This window comes from Paenibacillus sp. J22P143 (assembly GCF_059692035.1).
Genome location: NZ_JCAUAQ010000007.1, coordinates 18,286 through 36,787, shown reverse-complemented (window position 1 = coordinate 36,787; position 18,502 = coordinate 18,286). Strand labels below are relative to the sequence as shown.

Annotated in this window: 11 protein-coding genes; 10 read left to right on the top strand and 1 reads right to left on the bottom strand. The window is 45.7% G+C overall.

The window, feature by feature from the left end; genetic code table 11:
• Positions 1–20 precede the first annotated feature (20 nt).
• The 10 genes from AC58PQ_RS13600 to AC58PQ_RS13555 all read left to right on the top strand — a co-directional run bounded on the left by AC58PQ_RS13600 (position 21) and on the right by AC58PQ_RS13555 (position 17,270).
• A complete protein-coding gene (locus tag AC58PQ_RS13600) occupies positions 21–971 on the top strand; it encodes an ABC transporter permease (RefSeq protein ID WP_497242459.1) in 951 nt (316 codons plus the stop codon).
• An 18-nt stretch (positions 972–989) separates the two neighbouring features.
• Positions 990–1,886 carry a carbohydrate ABC transporter permease gene (locus tag AC58PQ_RS13595; RefSeq protein ID WP_497242458.1) on the top strand — a complete coding sequence of 299 codons (897 nt, stop codon included), beginning with the start codon at positions 990–992 and terminating at the stop codon, positions 1,884–1,886.
• Positions 1,887–1,932: 46 nt separating this feature from the next.
• Complete coding sequence (locus AC58PQ_RS13590) at positions 1,933–3,678, top strand: hypothetical protein (protein WP_497242457.1); 1,746 nt, start codon at positions 1,933–1,935, stop codon at positions 3,676–3,678.
• Between the two features lie 119 nt (positions 3,679–3,797).
• Entirely contained in the window at positions 3,798–6,068 is a 2,271-nt protein-coding gene (locus AC58PQ_RS13585; protein ID WP_497242456.1) for a DUF5703 domain-containing protein, read from the top strand.
• A 246-nt stretch (positions 6,069–6,314) separates the two neighbouring features.
• On the top strand, positions 6,315–9,962 hold the full coding sequence (locus AC58PQ_RS13580) for a discoidin domain-containing protein (RefSeq protein WP_497242455.1): 3,648 nt from the start codon (positions 6,315–6,317) through the stop codon (positions 9,960–9,962).
• An 81-nt stretch (positions 9,963–10,043) separates the two neighbouring features.
• Positions 10,044–12,311 (top strand): hypothetical protein, encoded by a 2,268-nt coding sequence (locus AC58PQ_RS13575; RefSeq protein ID WP_497242454.1) that lies wholly within the window; start codon positions 10,044–10,046, stop codon positions 12,309–12,311.
• Between the two features lie 136 nt (positions 12,312–12,447).
• On the top strand, positions 12,448–13,347 hold the full coding sequence (locus AC58PQ_RS13570) for an aldo/keto reductase (protein WP_497242453.1): 900 nt from the start codon (positions 12,448–12,450) through the stop codon (positions 13,345–13,347).
• A 33-nt stretch (positions 13,348–13,380) separates the two neighbouring features.
• Positions 13,381–15,312, top strand: coding sequence for a DUF8034 domain-containing protein (locus AC58PQ_RS13565; RefSeq protein ID WP_497242452.1), 1,932 nt, complete (start codon positions 13,381–13,383; stop codon positions 15,310–15,312).
• Between the two features lie 36 nt (positions 15,313–15,348).
• Positions 15,349–15,672 (top strand): L-rhamnose mutarotase, encoded by a 324-nt coding sequence (locus AC58PQ_RS13560; RefSeq protein WP_497242451.1) that lies wholly within the window; start codon positions 15,349–15,351, stop codon positions 15,670–15,672.
• Positions 15,669–17,270, top strand: a complete 1,602-nt coding sequence (locus AC58PQ_RS13555) for a glycoside hydrolase family 43 protein (protein ID WP_497242450.1) — start codon at positions 15,669–15,671, stop codon at positions 17,268–17,270. Before AC58PQ_RS13560 ends, AC58PQ_RS13555 begins: the two co-directional genes overlap by 4 nt.
• A 52-nt stretch (positions 17,271–17,322) precedes the next feature.
• Here the strand turns inward: AC58PQ_RS13555 and AC58PQ_RS13550 are convergent, their stop codons facing one another.
• Positions 17,323–18,228, bottom strand: coding sequence for a LysR family transcriptional regulator (locus tag AC58PQ_RS13550; protein ID WP_497242449.1), 906 nt, complete (start codon positions 18,226–18,228; stop codon positions 17,323–17,325).
• Between the last annotated feature and the right edge of the window lie 274 nt (positions 18,229–18,502).

Genomic DNA, 18,502 nt, shown 5'->3' with positions numbered 1-18,502 from the left:
AAGGAGGGGATACACAGAACATGAGCAGTCAAGCAAGAAAACGCGTTGTAACCGTTTCCCAAAAGGAAGGGAAAAAGCTTTTTTACCTGTCGATGCCTTTCATTTTACTCGTATTCGTCTTTTCGTACTTACCGCTCTACGGTTGGATTTACGCTTTTTTTGACTACAAACCAGGTTATAAACTTTTTGATACGGAATTTAAAGGCTTCTTCTTCTTCAAGATGCTTTTGAGCGATCCAATGACGGTTGATGAAGTGAAAAGAGTCATGTCAAATACGCTTGGAATGAGTTTATTAAGTTTATTAGTTCAAATTTTACCTCTTATATTTGCGGTCTTCCTTGTGGAGATTAAATTTGAACCGCTCAAGAAAGCCGTCCAGACGCTAACTACACTTCCGAATTTTCTAAGTTGGCCACTTGTGTATGCGTTTGCATTCTCTATGTTTTCGGAATCAGACGGTTTTATAAACAAATTTCTCATGCATCTCCATATCATTGAAGAACCAATTAGTTTGCTAGTTAGTTCTGACCATGTTTGGTTAACGCAAACAGCCTACTTGGCGTGGAAGACGATTGGTTGGACGGCCATTATTTATATCGCAGCGGTGACATCCATAGACAATGAGCTCTACGAGGCGGCACGAATCGACGGGGCCGGCAGGTTCCGTATCATGAGATATATTACAATCCCTCATCTGATGCCAACCTTTTTCGTTCTCATGCTGTTAAGCGTTGCCAACTTTCTAAATAACGGTCTCGAGCAATACTTGATATTCCAAAACGCATTGAACAAAGATTCGATCGAAGTGCTTGATCTCTATGTCTACAACATCGGCATACGCAATGGGATGTCCGGATACAATTATTCTTTCGCTACTGCCGTTGGCATCTTGAAATCAGTCGTCAGCGTTGCGCTTTTATTCTCAGTCAACTACGCATCGAAGAAGGTTCGTGGAGAAGGCATTATTTAAGAAGGGGATTGTACACCCATGAAACAAAAAGTGACAATCGGAAATCTAAGTTTCAGTGTTATCAACAGTTTGGTATTTATCCTATTTGCATTCATATGTATTTTCCCGCTGTACTATATTTTCGTACTTACCTTAAGCAACAACCAGTGGGCTGCATCAGGTGCCCTCGTCCTGTATCCAAAAGGTTTTCATATTGAAAACTACGTGCAGGTGTTGAAGCTGAGTGGAATTGGAATGGCGTTAGGGGTTTCCGTATTGAAAACCGTTATCGGTACGGCTTTGACACTGGCTGGCTCATCTTTCTTGGCCTATTTGTTTACGAAGCCGAACATGTTCATGAAAAAGTTTCTGTACCGTTTTGTTATCGTAACCATGTATTTTAATGCTGGTCTGATTCCATGGTATATCAATATGAAAAATCTACATCTGATGAATACGTTTGCTGTATACATCATTCCTTATATTATTGCTCCGTTCTATGTCATACTTATCAAAACATTTATAGAAAGTATTCCTAAGGCATTGGAAGAGTCAGCGCAGATCGATGGTGCAGGGGTATTCCGGATTTTCTGGAGCATACTAGTACCATTATCTAAGCCTATATTAGCTACTGTAGCTGTCTTCGAATGTGTCAATCAGTGGAATAATCTGCGGGACAATTTGTTTTTGATTACGGATTCGAGACTGAATACGCTGCAGTTTGTTTTGTATAAATTCATGTCCGAAGCCGATGCATTGGCAAGAAAGATCATGGTTGACGGCGGAGCGAGTTTGTCGGCATCGAGCTTTAAGCTAACGCCGACGGCTGTCAGCATGACGATTGCAATGGTTGTTATTCTGCCGATTGTCTGCATTTATCCCTTCATGCAACGCTATTTTACAAAAGGGATTATGTTAGGTGCAGTAAAAGGTTAGAATTCAATAAATAGGTAAACCAAATTGATTGAGGGGGAAGCACCAAATGAAAAAGAACTTCTCGAGTATTGCAGGCTTGGTTATTGTTGGTACGATGGCAATTAGTTTGACAGGGTGTGGAAGTACAGAGACGAAATCGCCATCTGAATCCACCCAACCTTCGGCAGCAGCAGTATCGCCTTCCACAGCAGCGAATACGGCATTGGAGCCTGTAAAGATTCAAGCCCTGATTGGACCTAGTTCACTGTCAGGCATACAAAGCGATGAAATTTCCAAAGAAATTTTCGAAAAGAAATTCGGGTTGAAAATGGATTACATTTTCGCTGGAGATAAGTTTGACGAAAGGTTGTCCGCTATTATGGCTAGCGGAGATATGCCGGATTTGATCGAATTTAAAGATAAGAAGCAGTTTGAGAGCGCCGTCAAAGCGGGCGTGCTAATGTCTCTGGATGATTTAGTCGCTCAATACGGTCCTAATATTACGAATAACCTACCTTCTATGCTTCAGTATATGCGAGATAACTATAGTAACGGTACGGGGAAACTATTTGGCTTGGCTTCCCAAATCGGTGCTGGACAACCGACCAATTTACTGCATATGGCGCTCTATTCGAGATGGGATTTATATAAGAAAATCGGAACGCCAGAATTAAAAACGTATGATGATCTGTTGCAGGCGATGAAGAAAATGCAAGCAGAATATCCTGCTACTGCCACGGGACAGAAAGTCTATCCGATGCAGTTATGGAGTGATTGGGATTCCATTAGTATGAGCCTTGTCGACTTCACTGTGCCTGGTTATATGGGTGTCAATGCGAACGCTGGTACTTTACAGTTTACGGAGTACGATCCGGCTTCCAAGCAGATCAAGAGCGTATTTGATGCCGATAGCAAGTACTTTCAAGGTGTAGATTTCTATTATAAAGCGAAAAAGATGGGGCTTCTGGATCCAGACTCCATTTCCCAAAAATGGCCGAACGCGGAAACGAAAACGAAGGAAGGCCGCACGTTTACTGCACTATGGGGATGGCAATCTCAAATTTTTAATGGTAGCGATTACGTGAAAAGCAATCCACAAGCTGGTTTGATTCCGTTGTTCCCGAAAGATGAGGCCAAATTCCTCGTACAAGCGGAGCTTCCTGTAGGTGGTGGATACGTATTCGGAATCGGCAAAAACTCCAAGTATGCGGATCGCATTATTAAACTGCTTAACTACGCTTCATCCGCACAAGGCTCGACTGAGCTAATGAACGGCGTAGAAGGCAAAGCGTTCAAGATCAACAACGGCAAAGCTGAATATGCTCCGGAGTATTTAGACAAAGTGATGAAGAACGACCCTTCTACTGCTGGGTATGAAAGCTTCACAATGCTTAACAAGTGGAACATCGACCCAAGAACGAACGAGCCTATTACACACGAAGGTTGGTCACAGTTTGTGAAGCAGAACCTGACGGCCGCTGAACAGGAGTGGACGAAAGCTAACAATGTTACGAACGTGTATGAATACGCCAAGAAAAATCTGAAAGTCGTTCAAGACGATGGCGTCACTGCTCTAGCGGGCGCTCCTACTGATGATATTAAGGTCATTCAACAAAAGCTGGGAGAGCTGCTTAAGACGGCATCATGGAAGATGGTATACGCTGCGAGTGATAATGAATACAATACGCTCAAACAAGACTTGATGGACAAAGCATCGAAATTGGGTGCCGATAAGAACTTTACTTGGGCGAAAACAGAATTTGCTGCTGCTGCACAAAAAGCAGCTAAGTACAAGGAGTACAGAGTTAAGTAATTGTTTTAGGTCATAGAAAAGGTTAATGGACCGCGGTTATATTTGGAAATCTCTCACCTCCAAGTAAACCGCGGTTTTCATTTGCAGAAAATGGTAGATGAGAAAGGAATTTATTCGCTATGAAACATCTTGTAGAGAACTATGATGTGATTTGGAAGTCCCCTAGTCAAAATGCTGCGGGATCGATGCCGATCGGAAACGGCGATATCGGACTTAATGTTTGGGTCGAAGAAGAAGGCGATTTGTACTTCTATATAGGGAAAACAGATGCATGGGATGAATCCCATCGCTTACTGAAACTAGGTCGAGTACGTTTGAGACTGCACCCTAACCCGTTTGAAATAGGCATGGAATTCGAGCAAAGGCTTCATCTCATTGATGGCGAGATTATCATTTGCTCAGGCAATCATGAAGATCGTGTAAGGCTCCGGATTTGGGTAGATGCCTGCTCACCTGTTGTTCATATTGAAATTGAAAGCAAGCAAGAGGTGGGTTGTGAGGTTGAGCTGGAGCTTTGGCGGCATGCAACAAGACCAATGGTTTTGGAGGATAAGCGTGAAGGCAGGACATCAGGAGGATCGGATTGCTCGCATAGTGAACAAGGGCTGATTAGCGCAGGTTTGAATCCATGTATTACTGCGGATACTGTCGTTCCTGCATCATCAGATAGAGCAGGCAGCATGACGTGGTACCACCGAAATGAAACGTCGATCTGGTATGGGGAGCTCTCCCATCAGGGGATGGAGGCGTTTGCCAGAGAGGCAAACGATCCGCTATTGCATCTTACAACGGGCGGCATGATCTGGGGGCAAGACTTTGTTACGGTCAATTCCACGGCCATAAAGACCCGGCAGCCATCTACAAAGATTCATTTCTCGGCTTGTTTATTAACGATGCAAGCGGCTGAAGTGAGCGATTGGATGAGTGAGCTTGATGCGGAAGCCGCAGAAGCTTCACGGATTCCGATTGAACATGCGAGAGAGGCGCATCGACAATGGTGGAAGTCGTTTTGGGATCGCAGCTGGATTCATGTGAGCGAAGGCGATCATCGTGAAACGGGAGTTTTATCATCTGCTTGGCATTTGCATCGGTATACGGTTGCTTGCACGGCAAGAGGAAACTTCCCAGTCAAATTTAATGGATCTATCTTCAATGTGGATGGAAATCATGAAGTCCTTAACCAATTTTGCCATCAGGGCTATGATGCTGACTTTAGAGCTTGGGGAGGATGTTTCTGGTTTCAAAATCAACGACATATCTACTGGCCGATGCTCGCTGCTGGCGATTTCGATGGCATGCTGCCTTTTTTTAAGATGTATCTGGATGCGCTGCCTTTTGCCAAAGCGCATACCCAAACATGGTTTAAGCATGAAGGGGCCTTTTTTCCAGAGACGATGTATTTCTGGGGCGGATATAATCGTACAGATTACGGTCAAGTACCAGCATCCGAGAGAACGGAGATATCGCTTACAGACAGCGGTTATGTTCGAAGATACTGGCAGGGGGGGCTTGAACTGCTCTGCATGATGCTTGATTATCATGCTCACACGATGAATGAGGAGTTTTTATCAGAAACGCTGCTGCCGATCGCGACGGAAATCATTCGTTTTTACAACGAGCATTATCCGAGAAATTCAGCGGGTGAGCTCCTGATCGAACCTGCACAGGCTCTAGAGACGTTATGGGATGTAACGAATCCTCTGCCGGAGATCGCAGGACTACTGAAATCACTGAATGGCTTGCTCGCCATATCGGCAGATCACGTCCCACAGAGCACAAGGGATATGTGGCAGAAGTTGTTGTCCGAACTGCCTCCGATTCCAGTGAAGATTAGAGATGGCAACGCGTATATCGATTCATGCGAAGAAAATCGCGGAGAATCCCATAACTACGAGAATATTGGCCTTTATTCCGTATTTCCTTATCGGTTGTTCGGCGTGAATAAGCCTGGGTTGGAAATTGTTCAGAACACATACTGGATGAGGCCCTTTGAAGGCATGTATAAATGCTGGGGCACAGATAATATATTTGCCGCTTATCTCGGATTGACGGCTGAAGCGAGGAAATACCTCGCGATGCGTTATACCTTGCATGACGGTTATCGGTTCCCTACCTTTTACGTCGAAGGAGATTGGGTTCCTGATCATGATAATGGAGGAGTCGCCCAACAAACATTGCAAGCGATGCTGATGCAGGCAGATGGGCGCGAAATAGTGCTGTTTCCGGCATGGCCGGAGGAATGGGATGTCGAATTCAAGCTTCATGCGCCGATGAACACGATCGTGGAAGCGAAGCTCAGGGGGAAAAGGCTGGAATATTTGAAGGTCGAGCCATCTTGGCGTAGAGAAGATATTGTCATTTGGAACGGTGCAACGGCAACGGAGACATAAGGAAGCTTACAATACAGTGTAATAACGGCGTCGATTCTTATGGTATTTGCATTTATGTGTATGACCCGCATTAGGCTGGCCGTGTGATCAAAATCAGAGAGAGAAAGTGGTGAAACTGAGTTTGATTTATTTGATCGTAATTTCTTGCCAGGTATTCCTTCTATGTACACATCACACTTAAATCAAAACCTTAGAATATATTCAAAATGCTCCGCCAAGCACTTAAAAAAGCTAGAGGAGGTAATAATGATGATGTACAAAAGTACGAAAAGCATTATGAAAAAATGCGTTCCTCTCCTTCTTAGTCTTTCTTTAATCTTAGTTTCTCTTTTGCTGGTGAATCCAATCGTAGTGAACGCTACGAGTACTACGTATTATGTTGACGCTGCAAACGGTGCAGATACAAACGATGGTACTACTTTACAGACACCATACAAAACGATTCAAAAAGCCGCAAGTGTTGCACAAGCCGGTGATACGGTAAATATCAGAGGAGGAACTTATCGAGAAACGGTGACGCCTGCCAACTCGGGTACATCCGGAAATCCAATTACCTATAAGAGCTACAATGGAGAGACCGTTACGATCAGCGGAGCCGATGCTGTCGAATCAAGTGGCTGGACGTTGGATAGCGGCAATATTTATAAAAAAACTGGCGTTACGTCGCCGTTAGGCATCTATGACATGCAGGTGTTTGTCGACGGGAACGATATGGACCTTGCGAGGTGGCCGAATGTCGGTTCGTGGGCGCATTATGATAGTCCTGGGTCTGTTCAATATGGTTATATCACCTCCAGTTCGATTCCCGGTTCGACGAATGCATGGAATGGCGGTGTAATCCATGGCGATACCTACGGCGGTTGGGATACGCTAGGTTGGAAAATAACGGGATACGATGCATCGACGCATAAAGTATCCTACGACCCGATGGGATTACCTGCTACTGGGTACGAATATTCATGGATGCTGCCTGGGTTCCGTCCTGATCCGACTTGGGCTCCGAATTCCGGAAGCAAATTTTACCTTGCAGGGGCGAGAGTAGGATTAGATATCGCGAAAGAATGGAGTCTCGATACGACCACGAACACGCTTTACTTGTGGACACCGAATGGGGATTCACCCGCTACACATACAGTCGAAATCAAAGCAAGAAAAAATGGATTCGATCTTGGAACTCATACGTATATTACGATCCAAGGGCTGAACTTTAAAGCATGCGCGGTTAACGCAATTGACGCGCAGCATGTCGTGATCGATAGCATTACATCAACATACGGTAATATCAACAGACTTAAATTCGATACGAACCCTCCTTTGACTTATCCGTTTTATTATGCAAGTGAGCATTATAATACAGCTGTTATGCTGGGTGCAGTTAAGAATCATTCCGGCCAATTCAATACGCTGAAAAATAGTTCGATCGGCAATTCGAGTTCGATACTGGTTTCCGTGGGCGGAGAGGGAAGCAAGGTTTTCAATAATCATATCCACGATAGCTTAAATAACGGCGGTCTTGTTGTAACCGGAAAGAACCACTTGATAAGCCACAACTCCGTTTACGAATGTGCATCGGCAGCGATTATTTACACGGGATATGGGAGCATTTTTCAGTACAATGATTTATACAATATCGATAAAGTTTCCAATAATGACAATGGGTTCACGCACCCTTACAACAATGATTTAGGAAACACGGAATTTCATCATAATATTCTACACGGCTCCACGGGATCTACATATGGTTGGTATCTCGATAATGGCACCTCAAACGCCGCGTTATTCAATAACGTCATTTATAATATTCCTAATGGCGCGATCTTGTCCAACGATCCGAATGATTTCGTCTCGGTGTTCAATAACACGGGGTACAATTCGGGTAAAATGTTTATTCAATCCTGGGGAGGAAGCGCTCCGCATCATGCCTATATGTCGCAGGGCGTAAACAACATTACGTCGGAAGGAACGTTTAAGGTTTCCAATGACGCAACGAAAAACAACAATATCGAAAGCAATGCCAGTCCCGGTTTCGTAAACGCGTCGGCAGCAAACTTCCGTCTTACTTCAACATCTGTCGCCAAAGATTATGGCGTCGAAATACCGGGTATTACAGATGGTTTTGTCGGGACTGCTCCGGATGCAGGCGCATACGAGTATAACGGTACGGATTGGACTGCGGGGAGCAACTTGGCGAGCCCACCGGCTGAGCCTTCATTTACACCAGCCAGCTGGCCGCAAAAAAATCTCGTGTACAATTCCGGATTCGAGTCGGCATTATGGGGCGGCGCGTTAAACTATGATGCGTTCAATGGTTGGACAAAGGGCGGAAATAATACCGCAGAGGTGTACTACTCCAGTCCAAGCTGGAGCCACTTCGTAGAAACAGGCTTTTATTCCATCAAACTGAACACCGGCGATAGTATCCAACAAACCATTACCGGTCTCCAGCCTAACACGAGATATCAAGTAGCGGCATACATGCGCATGAATCAAGTCGTAGCAGGCAGTTCAGTCAGCCTGACGGTTGAAAACTTTGGAGGGACTGCGGTAACGCCCAAAGCCGAATCGGGTACCGCATGGCCTATGGCTCATCCTGTTATTACGTTTACCACAGGTCCGAGCAGCACCAGCGCGACGATTAAACTTTACAAGGATTCGGGTACTGCGAATGCGGCTTTCGTTGACGATGTGTCTCTGACGAAGGCATTCCCGATTCCGCCTGGACAATTGGATCGTACTGGTTGGACGGCGACTGCGTCGCATAGCTTGGCGAATACGCCGGCCAATCTAGCGCTTGATGGAAGTGTTGGCTCCTATTGGTCAACCGGTGCGCTGCAAACGAACGGGATGTGGTATAAGGTCGATATGGGATCCACGCAAACGTTTAATAAGATTAAAATGAATCATTTTAATAACGATTATCCGAGAGCCTACGAAATCTACGTTTCGAACGATGGCACGAATTGGGGAAGCGCCATTGCAACCGGAACCGCTGCTGCGGGAACAACGGAGATCAATTTCGGGACGCTAACGGCAAGATATATCAAGGTTGTGCAGACAGGAAGCAGTTCGACAAACTATTGGGCAATGAACGAGTTCGAGGTCTATTACATCGTTGCGCCGTCACAATTGGATCGAACCGGATGGACGGCGACTGCATCGCATAGTTTCCCTAATACGCCAGCGAGTTTAGCGCTTGATGGAAGTGTAGGCTCCTATTGGTCAACCGGAGCACTGCAAACGAGCGGTATGTGGTATAGGGTCGATATGGGATCCTCGAAATCGTTCAATAAGATTAAAATGAATATTTTCAACAACGATTATCCATTAGCGTACGAAATCTACGCTTCGAACGACGGAACGAATTGGGGAAGCGCAATCGCGAGCGGAAGCGGTGCGGCGGGCACAATGGAAATCAATTTTGTTACGCAAACGGCTAGATATATCAAGGTCGTCCAAACAGGCAGCAGCTCGACAAACTACTGGGCGATGTACGAATTCAACGTGTACAATGCCGTGCCTACCCGATACGAAGCGGAAAACGTAGCATTGAACGGCGTAACTATCGAGAATAATGCTGCGGCTTCCAATGGCAAAAACATCGGTTATTTTGACAATACTGGCGATTATGTGAATTTTTCATCGGTTGTCTCTGGCAATACGCTTACGATCCGTTTCTCGAACGGAAACTCGACATCGACTCAGGGAAGCTTGTATGTGAACGGGACGAAGGTCCAGACGCTGACGTTCCCATCGACGGGAAGCTGGGCGACATACAGCACGATGACCGTGAATCTTTCGATCAGTGGCAGCGTCAAGTTTCAAATCGACAGTGCCGACAAAACGGCAAACGGAACGAAGGCTTGCTGTAATTTAGATTATATTGAGATAAATTAATGGATTGACAAGAGGGCAGGGACTTCATGTCCTGCCCTTATATTCAATGTGATTCAGTCAGTGAAAGGAATGGTAGTTTACATGGAGTTTCGTGAACATTTTTTCAAACAATTCAATCTGCGCTTGGATGCTGTCATATCGGCATTTAAAGGCTCTCATGTCGTGGACTCACACTTTATTCGTCTTTCAGACCAGGACTTACAATGCTGCAAAGCTGATTTCAACGGAGCTGAATGGGAAATAACTTCGAAGGTGTCACGTGTGCAAGAAAGTAAAGATGCAATGGACCTAGAGGTGTCATTCAGACTTCGCAAAGGCATCTCTGAAAATACCAATGTGGCTATACGTTTAAATTTCGATAGATGGTCTACCAACAATTATGTCCTAATGCCTTCAGCGGTTTACAATGGAAATCGCTTTGAGGTTAGAAAAATGGCGTACCCGCCGCAGTTGTGCGAAGAAAAGGATTTTGGAGTAGATGTACCTACGTTAATCACCGATGTTCCACGGTTAAATATCGGCGGTGAAGGACGGTCGAGAATTCAACTGCTTACAGGAGATCTGGCAACACCGGCAGTGGGCTTTGCGGATCTTCAAACGAAACAGGGTTTCTGGCTTCTGACTGAGCAGGGTACGGGGGTTGGCGACTCCGGAATTACCATGGAAGAAGATGTTGAAAATCAGACATGCAAAATTTCGGTAGCTGCTCCCGGTGTTAGAGAAGATGTTAGATATACGATTTGTGATACAAACTACCCTTCCGAGGATACGGGAGTAGACTTCATAGAAGGGGATACTGTCAAGCTAAATCTCAGACTATTCTTTTTCGATTGCGAGGATGTCCCAGCTTTATTCGACTATTTTACTGAAATTAGAAAGGATCTAACCGGTGAGGTCAAGCTCACTCATGATCTTACGTTTTCAGGTGCTTGGGAGATTCAAGAGCATAAATATAATACACAGAACTGGGTAGAGAAATATGGCTATTACTCGGTTGGAACGGTGGAAGGTGTACATCAAGATTGGCAGATCGGTTGGGTAGGGGGCCTCATGACCACATACCCGATGCTTTTTGAAGGTTCAAGCCTATCTAGAGAAAGGGCGCTTCGAAATTTTGAGTTTGTATTCAACGAAGGACAGGACGAGTCAGGATTTTTCAAAAGCTGTGGATATAAAGGCGAATGGTATGGAGACAACTTCAAGGATTTGGAAAATAAATGGCATTTGATTCGAAAGAGCAGTGATGCTCTGTATTATATCATCAAACAATTCATGCTCATTAGCGATAGGGAGCTCTCTCGATCAATACCCGAGAAATGGATGGATGGCACCAAGAAATGTGCAGATGCCTTTGTGAAGCTGTGGACGAAGTATGGGCAGTTTGGGCAATTCGTGGATTCCGAAACAGGTGAAATCATCATTGGTGGTTCAACAAGTGCTGGCATAGCTCCTGCTGGTCTTGCGTTAGCCTATCAATTCTTTGGGGAAAAGAAATATCTCGTAATTGCAGCAGAATCTGCTAATTATTATTACGATCATTTTGTTCAAAAGGGATATACAACTGGCGGTCCCGGGGAAATTCTGCAGTGTCCGGACAGTGAATCTGCTTTTGGGCTATTAGAGTCTTTTGTCGTCTTATATGAGGTTACTGGTGAAAAACAGTGGATTGCAAAAGCTGTAGATACGGCTAACCAATGTTTCACATGGTGTGTTTCTTATGATTTTAAATTTCCTGAGGAGTCAACCTTCGGTAAATTGAATATGCGTACAACAGGCTCTGTTTATGCCAATGTTCAAAATAAGCATAGTTCACCAGGCATATGCACGCTTTCGGGGAATTCGCTATTCAAGCTTTACCGTTATACAGGGAGTTTGAAATATTTGGAGCTAATAAAGGAAATAGCGCACAACCTGACGCAATATCTATCCAGATCAGACAGACCCATCCATGCCGCTGACGGTAAAGCTATGCCTGCAGGATGGATGAATGAACGGGTTGAAATGAGCGATTGGCTGGAGCCGGTTGGAGAGATCTTCTATGGTTCGTGCTGGTGTGAGGTTTCAAATATGTTGACCTATGTAGAAGTTCCGGGGTTGTATGTGCAAACGGATAGCGGTTTTGTTGCTGCTATGGATCATATTGAATATGAAATGAAAGAAAACACAGAGGATAGATGGGTTCTAAACGTAATAAATTCGACTTCTTTTAAAGCGAAAATAAAGGTTTTCGAAGAGAAGTCTTCGTCTATGCATACTATTTTAGGTCAGAATGCTTTATACGGGTGCAGGCAAGTAGAACTTGAGCCTCAATCATCCTTGGAGCTTGTATTTGATAAAAAGCTGAATTAAGAACTGATATCTGATTTAAGAACTTTTATTTTGCTTGAAAATGTACTGATCAATTATATAAGAAATTGTATTCGTTTTTAGGTCTGATAGGATTAGATTATAACCAGTCAACCTTAATATGAAAGAGGAGAGAAACATGGAGTATACGACTTTCGGTAAAACAGGTCTCAAAGTATCAAAGCTTGGTCTGGGGGGAGCTCCGCTTGCAGGGGATTTCGGCAAAACGGATGAAAGTGAAGTGCAGCGATTAATTCATGAGGCTATCGGTTCTGGCGTCAATTTTATTGATACTGCGCCTAAATACGGCAGCGGGGAATCAGAGCGACGCATTGGCAAAGCGCTTAAAGGACTCAGAGATCAAATTGTCATAGCATCTAAGGCAACGCGATTCGACATGAGCTACGATTATGACACGACCATTCGTTCTGTAGAAGAGAGCCTGCAAAGGCTGGAGACAGATTATATCGATATCTTGCAAATTCATGATGTGGAAACGCAGTCTTACGATCTAATTATGAACGAGACGATACCAGCTTTGGAGAAACTTCGGCAGGATGGGAAGATCCGTTTTCTCGGCGTATCGACGAGAGTTCTACCTTTGATGATGACCTATATGAGAACTGGGAAATTCGATGCGATTCAATTTTACGCGAGGTATATGCTCATCGATCACACAGCTAAGGATGAGGTATTGCCGCTTGCCAATGAGATGGAAATAGGTGTCATTAACGGTAGCGTCCTTGGTTTAGGTTTGCTGGCGGATGCGCCTGCTCACTTCTTGGAAGAGGATGTTAGAACGAAATCTTTAAATCGGATTGAGCAATTGGCTTTTCTACGTAAGACGGAACCGAAAGGGCTGGTAGAGCCTGCTATGCGATTCAGTTTGAGTAACCCTGACATTCATGTCAGTCTTACTGGGACGGCTTCGCTTCAATCGCTGCGCACGAACTTGTCATTTTGTGATGGAAAAGGCTTGGAGTCTGAAGAACTGGAAAAAGTATATGCGCTGTTTCAAGGCCAACCGTTGTTTGATTAATTTAACGGCATAAATCGAAAGGAGAAATGTGTAATGATTTCATCTTATAGTCAGGAGCCGTTCGCATACGTCCGTGCCACAGAGCGAATCGTTCCCCCGCAGTGGGCTTTACAGGAACAGCTGCTGTTTGAGACCTTGAATAAGGCGGCGAAAGAGTTCGTGCAGCGGTATACGAATCCTGACGGAACGCTCATTTGGTTTGAGCATTGGCCGGGTATGGACGGATCAGACGATCCCTATGAAGGGTTTATGAATCTGGCACTCCTTTATGTACTTGGGGGGAGCAGCGAACTGCATGAGATGTCCCGCAAAATTTGGGAGGGCATAACGTGGCAGTGGACGGAATACGGACAAATACATCGGGAATTTGACGCTTATTATGACTGGATGCACCATGGCGAAGGTTACTTGTATTTGTATTTTCTTGGGCTAGCAGGACCAGCAACACTGAAGGATCGACAGCGGGCAATGAAATTTGCAGCGATGTATACGGGGGATGATGCAGAAGCACCAAACTATGATGCGGAATTGAGGCTGATTCGATCACCGTTAACAGGCAGCCAGGGCCCTCGATTCGAAGTGTCGGAAGAGGATTGGAGCACGCATCGAGGTATTCTGGACGATTATCTAGCTCCTTATGAGGATATTGAGGGCGTGGATTTCGCTAGCGGCAAATGTTCATGGTCTGACGATAAGGTCTATAAGCGACTCATTGCCATGATGAACGAGCGAATGAATCGCGGTGATGTTCCGCTGAATTTGAATGCTACAGGATTGATCGCACATGCATTTCTTCACACGGGAGATGAGATTCTGCGGAACTGGGTGATCGACTATGTGAATGCATGGCAGGAGCGAACACGCCTGAACGGCGGCATTATCCCTGACAATATCGGGCTTTCGGGTCAAATTGGCGAATACAATGATGGCAAATGGTGGGGCGGTTACTATGGCTGGCGGTGGCCGCACGGCTTTATGACGATTATCGAGCCGCTGACGAACGCATGCATGAATACGGTACTGCTTACCGGAGACATGCATGGACTGCAGCTGGCTAGAGAGCAGTTGGATCGCAACTGGGAGCTGCGTAAAGAGCACGACGGCAAATGGGTCGTGCCGTATAAGCGCTTCGACAGCGGTTGGACCGATTATCGCGAAGCGTTGCCGAAATATCCGATCTACCTGTGGACGATGTCGATGGCGGATGAGGATTTGGAACGTGTCGAGCGGATTCCGAAAGACCACGACTGGAATGAGGTCATCGTGCCGGCGTTCTCAGGCAGAGATCCGAAGACCGGACGGGAAACCAAACACTACATCGGCAATACACAGCCGTGGTATCAATATATTCGCGGGTACAACCCGAACTATCCGCAGGACATTCTGAGTGCCAATTACGAAATGATTGGCAACCAGCTTGCCAAAATGCGCGCGCCGGAAGGAGATCCGCATCAGTGGACCGAACACTACAGCGAGGGGATGTATTCCGCCATTCACATCTGGCAGGAAATGTGTCCGCTGTATTTTGAAGGGCTTGTGCAACTGACGCTGGGCGGACCGATGCATATCTCTCACGGCGGGCTGCAACATGGACGCGTCCGCTATTTTGACGCTGCGGCCAAGCGTCCGGGACTGCCGCCAGGCGTATCAGCATTGGTGGAGAAGCTGACGCCGGATTCGGCAACCGTTCATTTGATCAATACAAGCCTGTTTGATGATCGCGAATTGATCGTGCAGGCTGGCGTATTCGGGGAGCACCGCTTTGTATCGGGAGAGATCCTCCTTGCTTCCGGCGAAGCGGGGGATTCAATCACGATTGAGGGGAAATGGCTGTACGTGTCGCTGCCTGCCGGAACAGGCATTTGCTTGAAGCTTGCGATGGAGCGCTATGTGCACACGCCAACGTATGAGATGCCTTGGCCGAGCGAGGACAAGACGGCATTCATCCGTGGACGCGGGGAGTAACAAGTAAGGAGTAAACAGCGATAGGAGAGTAGGGACATGCCAGCAAACAGGCTGACAGAAATCAAAGTAGCTCATCTTCATCCAGATCAAGTTGAAAGGTACGAACAGCTTCACAATGATATTCCAGCAGGGAACGAAAAGCATATGCGGGAGGCGGGCATCGTGTCTGTGCGCATATTTCGCGAGGGGCTGACCCTGTTTATGATCGTCGAATCCGATGCATCCTTGGCGCTTCCCGATCGGGTCATTGATACCCAGCTGGAAGAAGAGTGGCATCGGTTGACGGGCGAATGCTTTTCGAAGACATGGCAGGATGCTAGCGAGATCTACCAGTTTAATAAGGAGGGCTCTAAGGGATGAGCGAACGGCAAACAACAGTCTGCAATCCAGTTTTACCCGGAGACCACCCCGATCCTTCGATCGTGCGTGTTGGAATGGATTACTATATGGTCACTTCGACGTTTCAGTTTTTCCCTGGCGTTCAAGTCTTACACTCTCGTGATATGGCTCATTGGCGTCCGATTGGACATGTCATTACTCGCAAGAGTCAGCTGGATTTAACAGGGATGCCGGATTCATTCGGTGTATTTGCCCCAGATATTTCTTATTATGATGGGAAGTTTTGGGTTGTCGTTCCTTATTACCATGGTCAGCCGCGCTGTACGAATCTGTTGTTTGTGGCAGAGCGTCCGGAAGGACCGTATAGCGAAGCGATCATGCTCAATCATCACTTTATTGATCCATCTATTTTCAATGATGACAACGGTAAACGCTATTTAGCATTCGGTGGCGGATGGATTCACGAGTTGGCAGCGGATGGCTCTTGTCTGCTTGGAGAGGCGAAGCAGGTATGGCCGGGAACCGGCGGAGCTGCTCCTGAAGCGCCGCACATTGTGAAACGCAACGGCTGGTACTATTTGATGCTGGCGGAAGGAGGCACCTTCTTTGAACATATGGAGACGCTTGCGCGCAGTCGTTCCATCTGGGGGCCTTACGAACCGTGCCCGCATAATCCGGTGCTTACGCAACGCGATCCCGAACAGCGTATACAGAAACCTGGACACGGAAAGTTGGTTCAAGACCCGAATGGACAATGGTGGATGTACCATCTTGGCGGTCGTCCACTAACACCAGGTGGTGCGTGCCCGCTGGGGCGGGAAACATTCGTGGCACCTGTGCGTTGGACGGAGGATGATTGGTTTACTGTCGGTGAGGATGGCGCGCCGATGGATCGAGTGACGATGCCTTTTACAGAAGACGGGCTATTAACGGAAGATTCATCAGTCGAAGATTTGTTTGAAGGAGCTGCGTTATCACCTGATTGGGAATGGGTAAGGCATCCGGTAGAAGACGGACATCAATTGTCGAAAGCGGGATTGCAAATGATTTGCAAACCGTTTATTCCCTACGGTCTTGGATCCACGCTCATACTAACACGACGCTGGCGTCATTTCGGTTTTTCTGCAGTAACCAAGATGGTTTTTGAGCCGAAAAGTCGAGGTGAAGAAGCGGGATTGGCGCTTTATCGGGACTCCGATTCCTTTCTTTTCTTCTCCATTCGAAACGGTATTGGACAAACGTCCGGACAAGGCTTTGATGTAAGTCGTCTTCACGAGAACCAAGAACATGACGGACTTTACCTTGAACTCGATCAATACGTGGCTGTTCACAAGAAGATGCTTGCAAGGATTAAGCTTCCTATCGAGCAAGGGCAACCGCTCTGGCTTAAAATTGTGTTGAATGCCCAATCACAAAACTTCACTTTTTTTCACTCACTAGACGGCATCACGTACACGGATTTAGGCGTTGAACTTGCAGCGGAGTTTCTTTATCCGGAAATGTATACACGTTTCTTGTGTTTTACCGCCCCAAGAATCGGTCTGTATGCGAAAGGTGTTTATGGGGAGTCGGAGGGACGAGTGATTTTTCAAGCGTTTTCGTACCAGGAACAGAAGTAAAGTTGATTATAGCTGTACGAAGAAAAGAAGATAGATGAATCAATCCGTTGATTTATCTATCTTCTTGTTCGTACATTCCCTCACCGCTGAAATAGTCTAGAACAAACTCGTGAAATTTCTGAGCTGCGAACGACAAATAATGCCTGGTTGACCAGGCTAGACCTAAGGTCAAGTTGTCTCCGAGATCGGTAATTCTCACTTTGTTCGGGGTTAGGTTCATTCTTGTCCTCCATACCATATCCGGGGCGAAAGTGACGCCAAGTCCTTTTTTTAACAGCAAAAGTGCCGTATACGGATCCTCTACTTCAATTTTTGTTTGAGGTTTAAATCCTGTGGCTTTCATACACAAGCTATCTGTCAAATCACGGAACCAATATCCTTGAGGTGGGCCAATGAAGGATTCATCCTTTATCTCTATTAACGAGACACATTCACGTCCAGCTAAGGGGTGATGATCCGGTACAAGCAAATGGATCTTTTCTGTGAGTAACGGCCTCCACTCGATATCAGGACCTTCAAACTGCGCAAAAGTGATACACATATCAATTTCGCCGTTTTCGAGCAGTTGTTTCAGTAAAGTTGTATGTTCAACCACTTGTTGAAAATTCACATCGGGATAAAGCTCAATAAAAGCTCCAAGCATGTCCGATAATAGGCTTGTAAACGAGACCGCAATCGTTATGCTGCCCCGGTCAAGCCCCGCCATATCTCTAATTTCATGCTGTGCTTCTTCTAATTCCTGAAAGACACGCTCCACGCGCTTAAGCAGTACTTCGCCATAAGCATTCAGACGAATATTACGGCCTTGCCGATCGAATAGCGGAACGCCAATATGTTCTTCCAACCGAGTGATGGTTTTGCTCAATGAAGGTTGAGCGATGTTTAATATCTTCGCGGCATTCGTTATTTGCTCGAGCTTGGCAGTCGTTAGAAAGTATTTTAACTGTAATAGCTCCAAAGAAATACCCCTTTATATAGACTTAAGTCTATGTAATATATCGTTTTATGTATTATACATTGTTAAAGGTCTTCACTATAATTCAAGTTAGAACAAATCGGTATCTAGTATGCCCCACCTGGAATTTTTAATCCAAATGTTGGTGGCATGATTAGTTGCTCGTTCAAGGCAAGCACATTCAACTATTTAGGGGAGGTATGTCGTAAGACTTTAGTTTAGTAAAGTGAAATCCTGGATTTCTGGGGCTTTTTTTTAAGGATTAATTGACCACTGA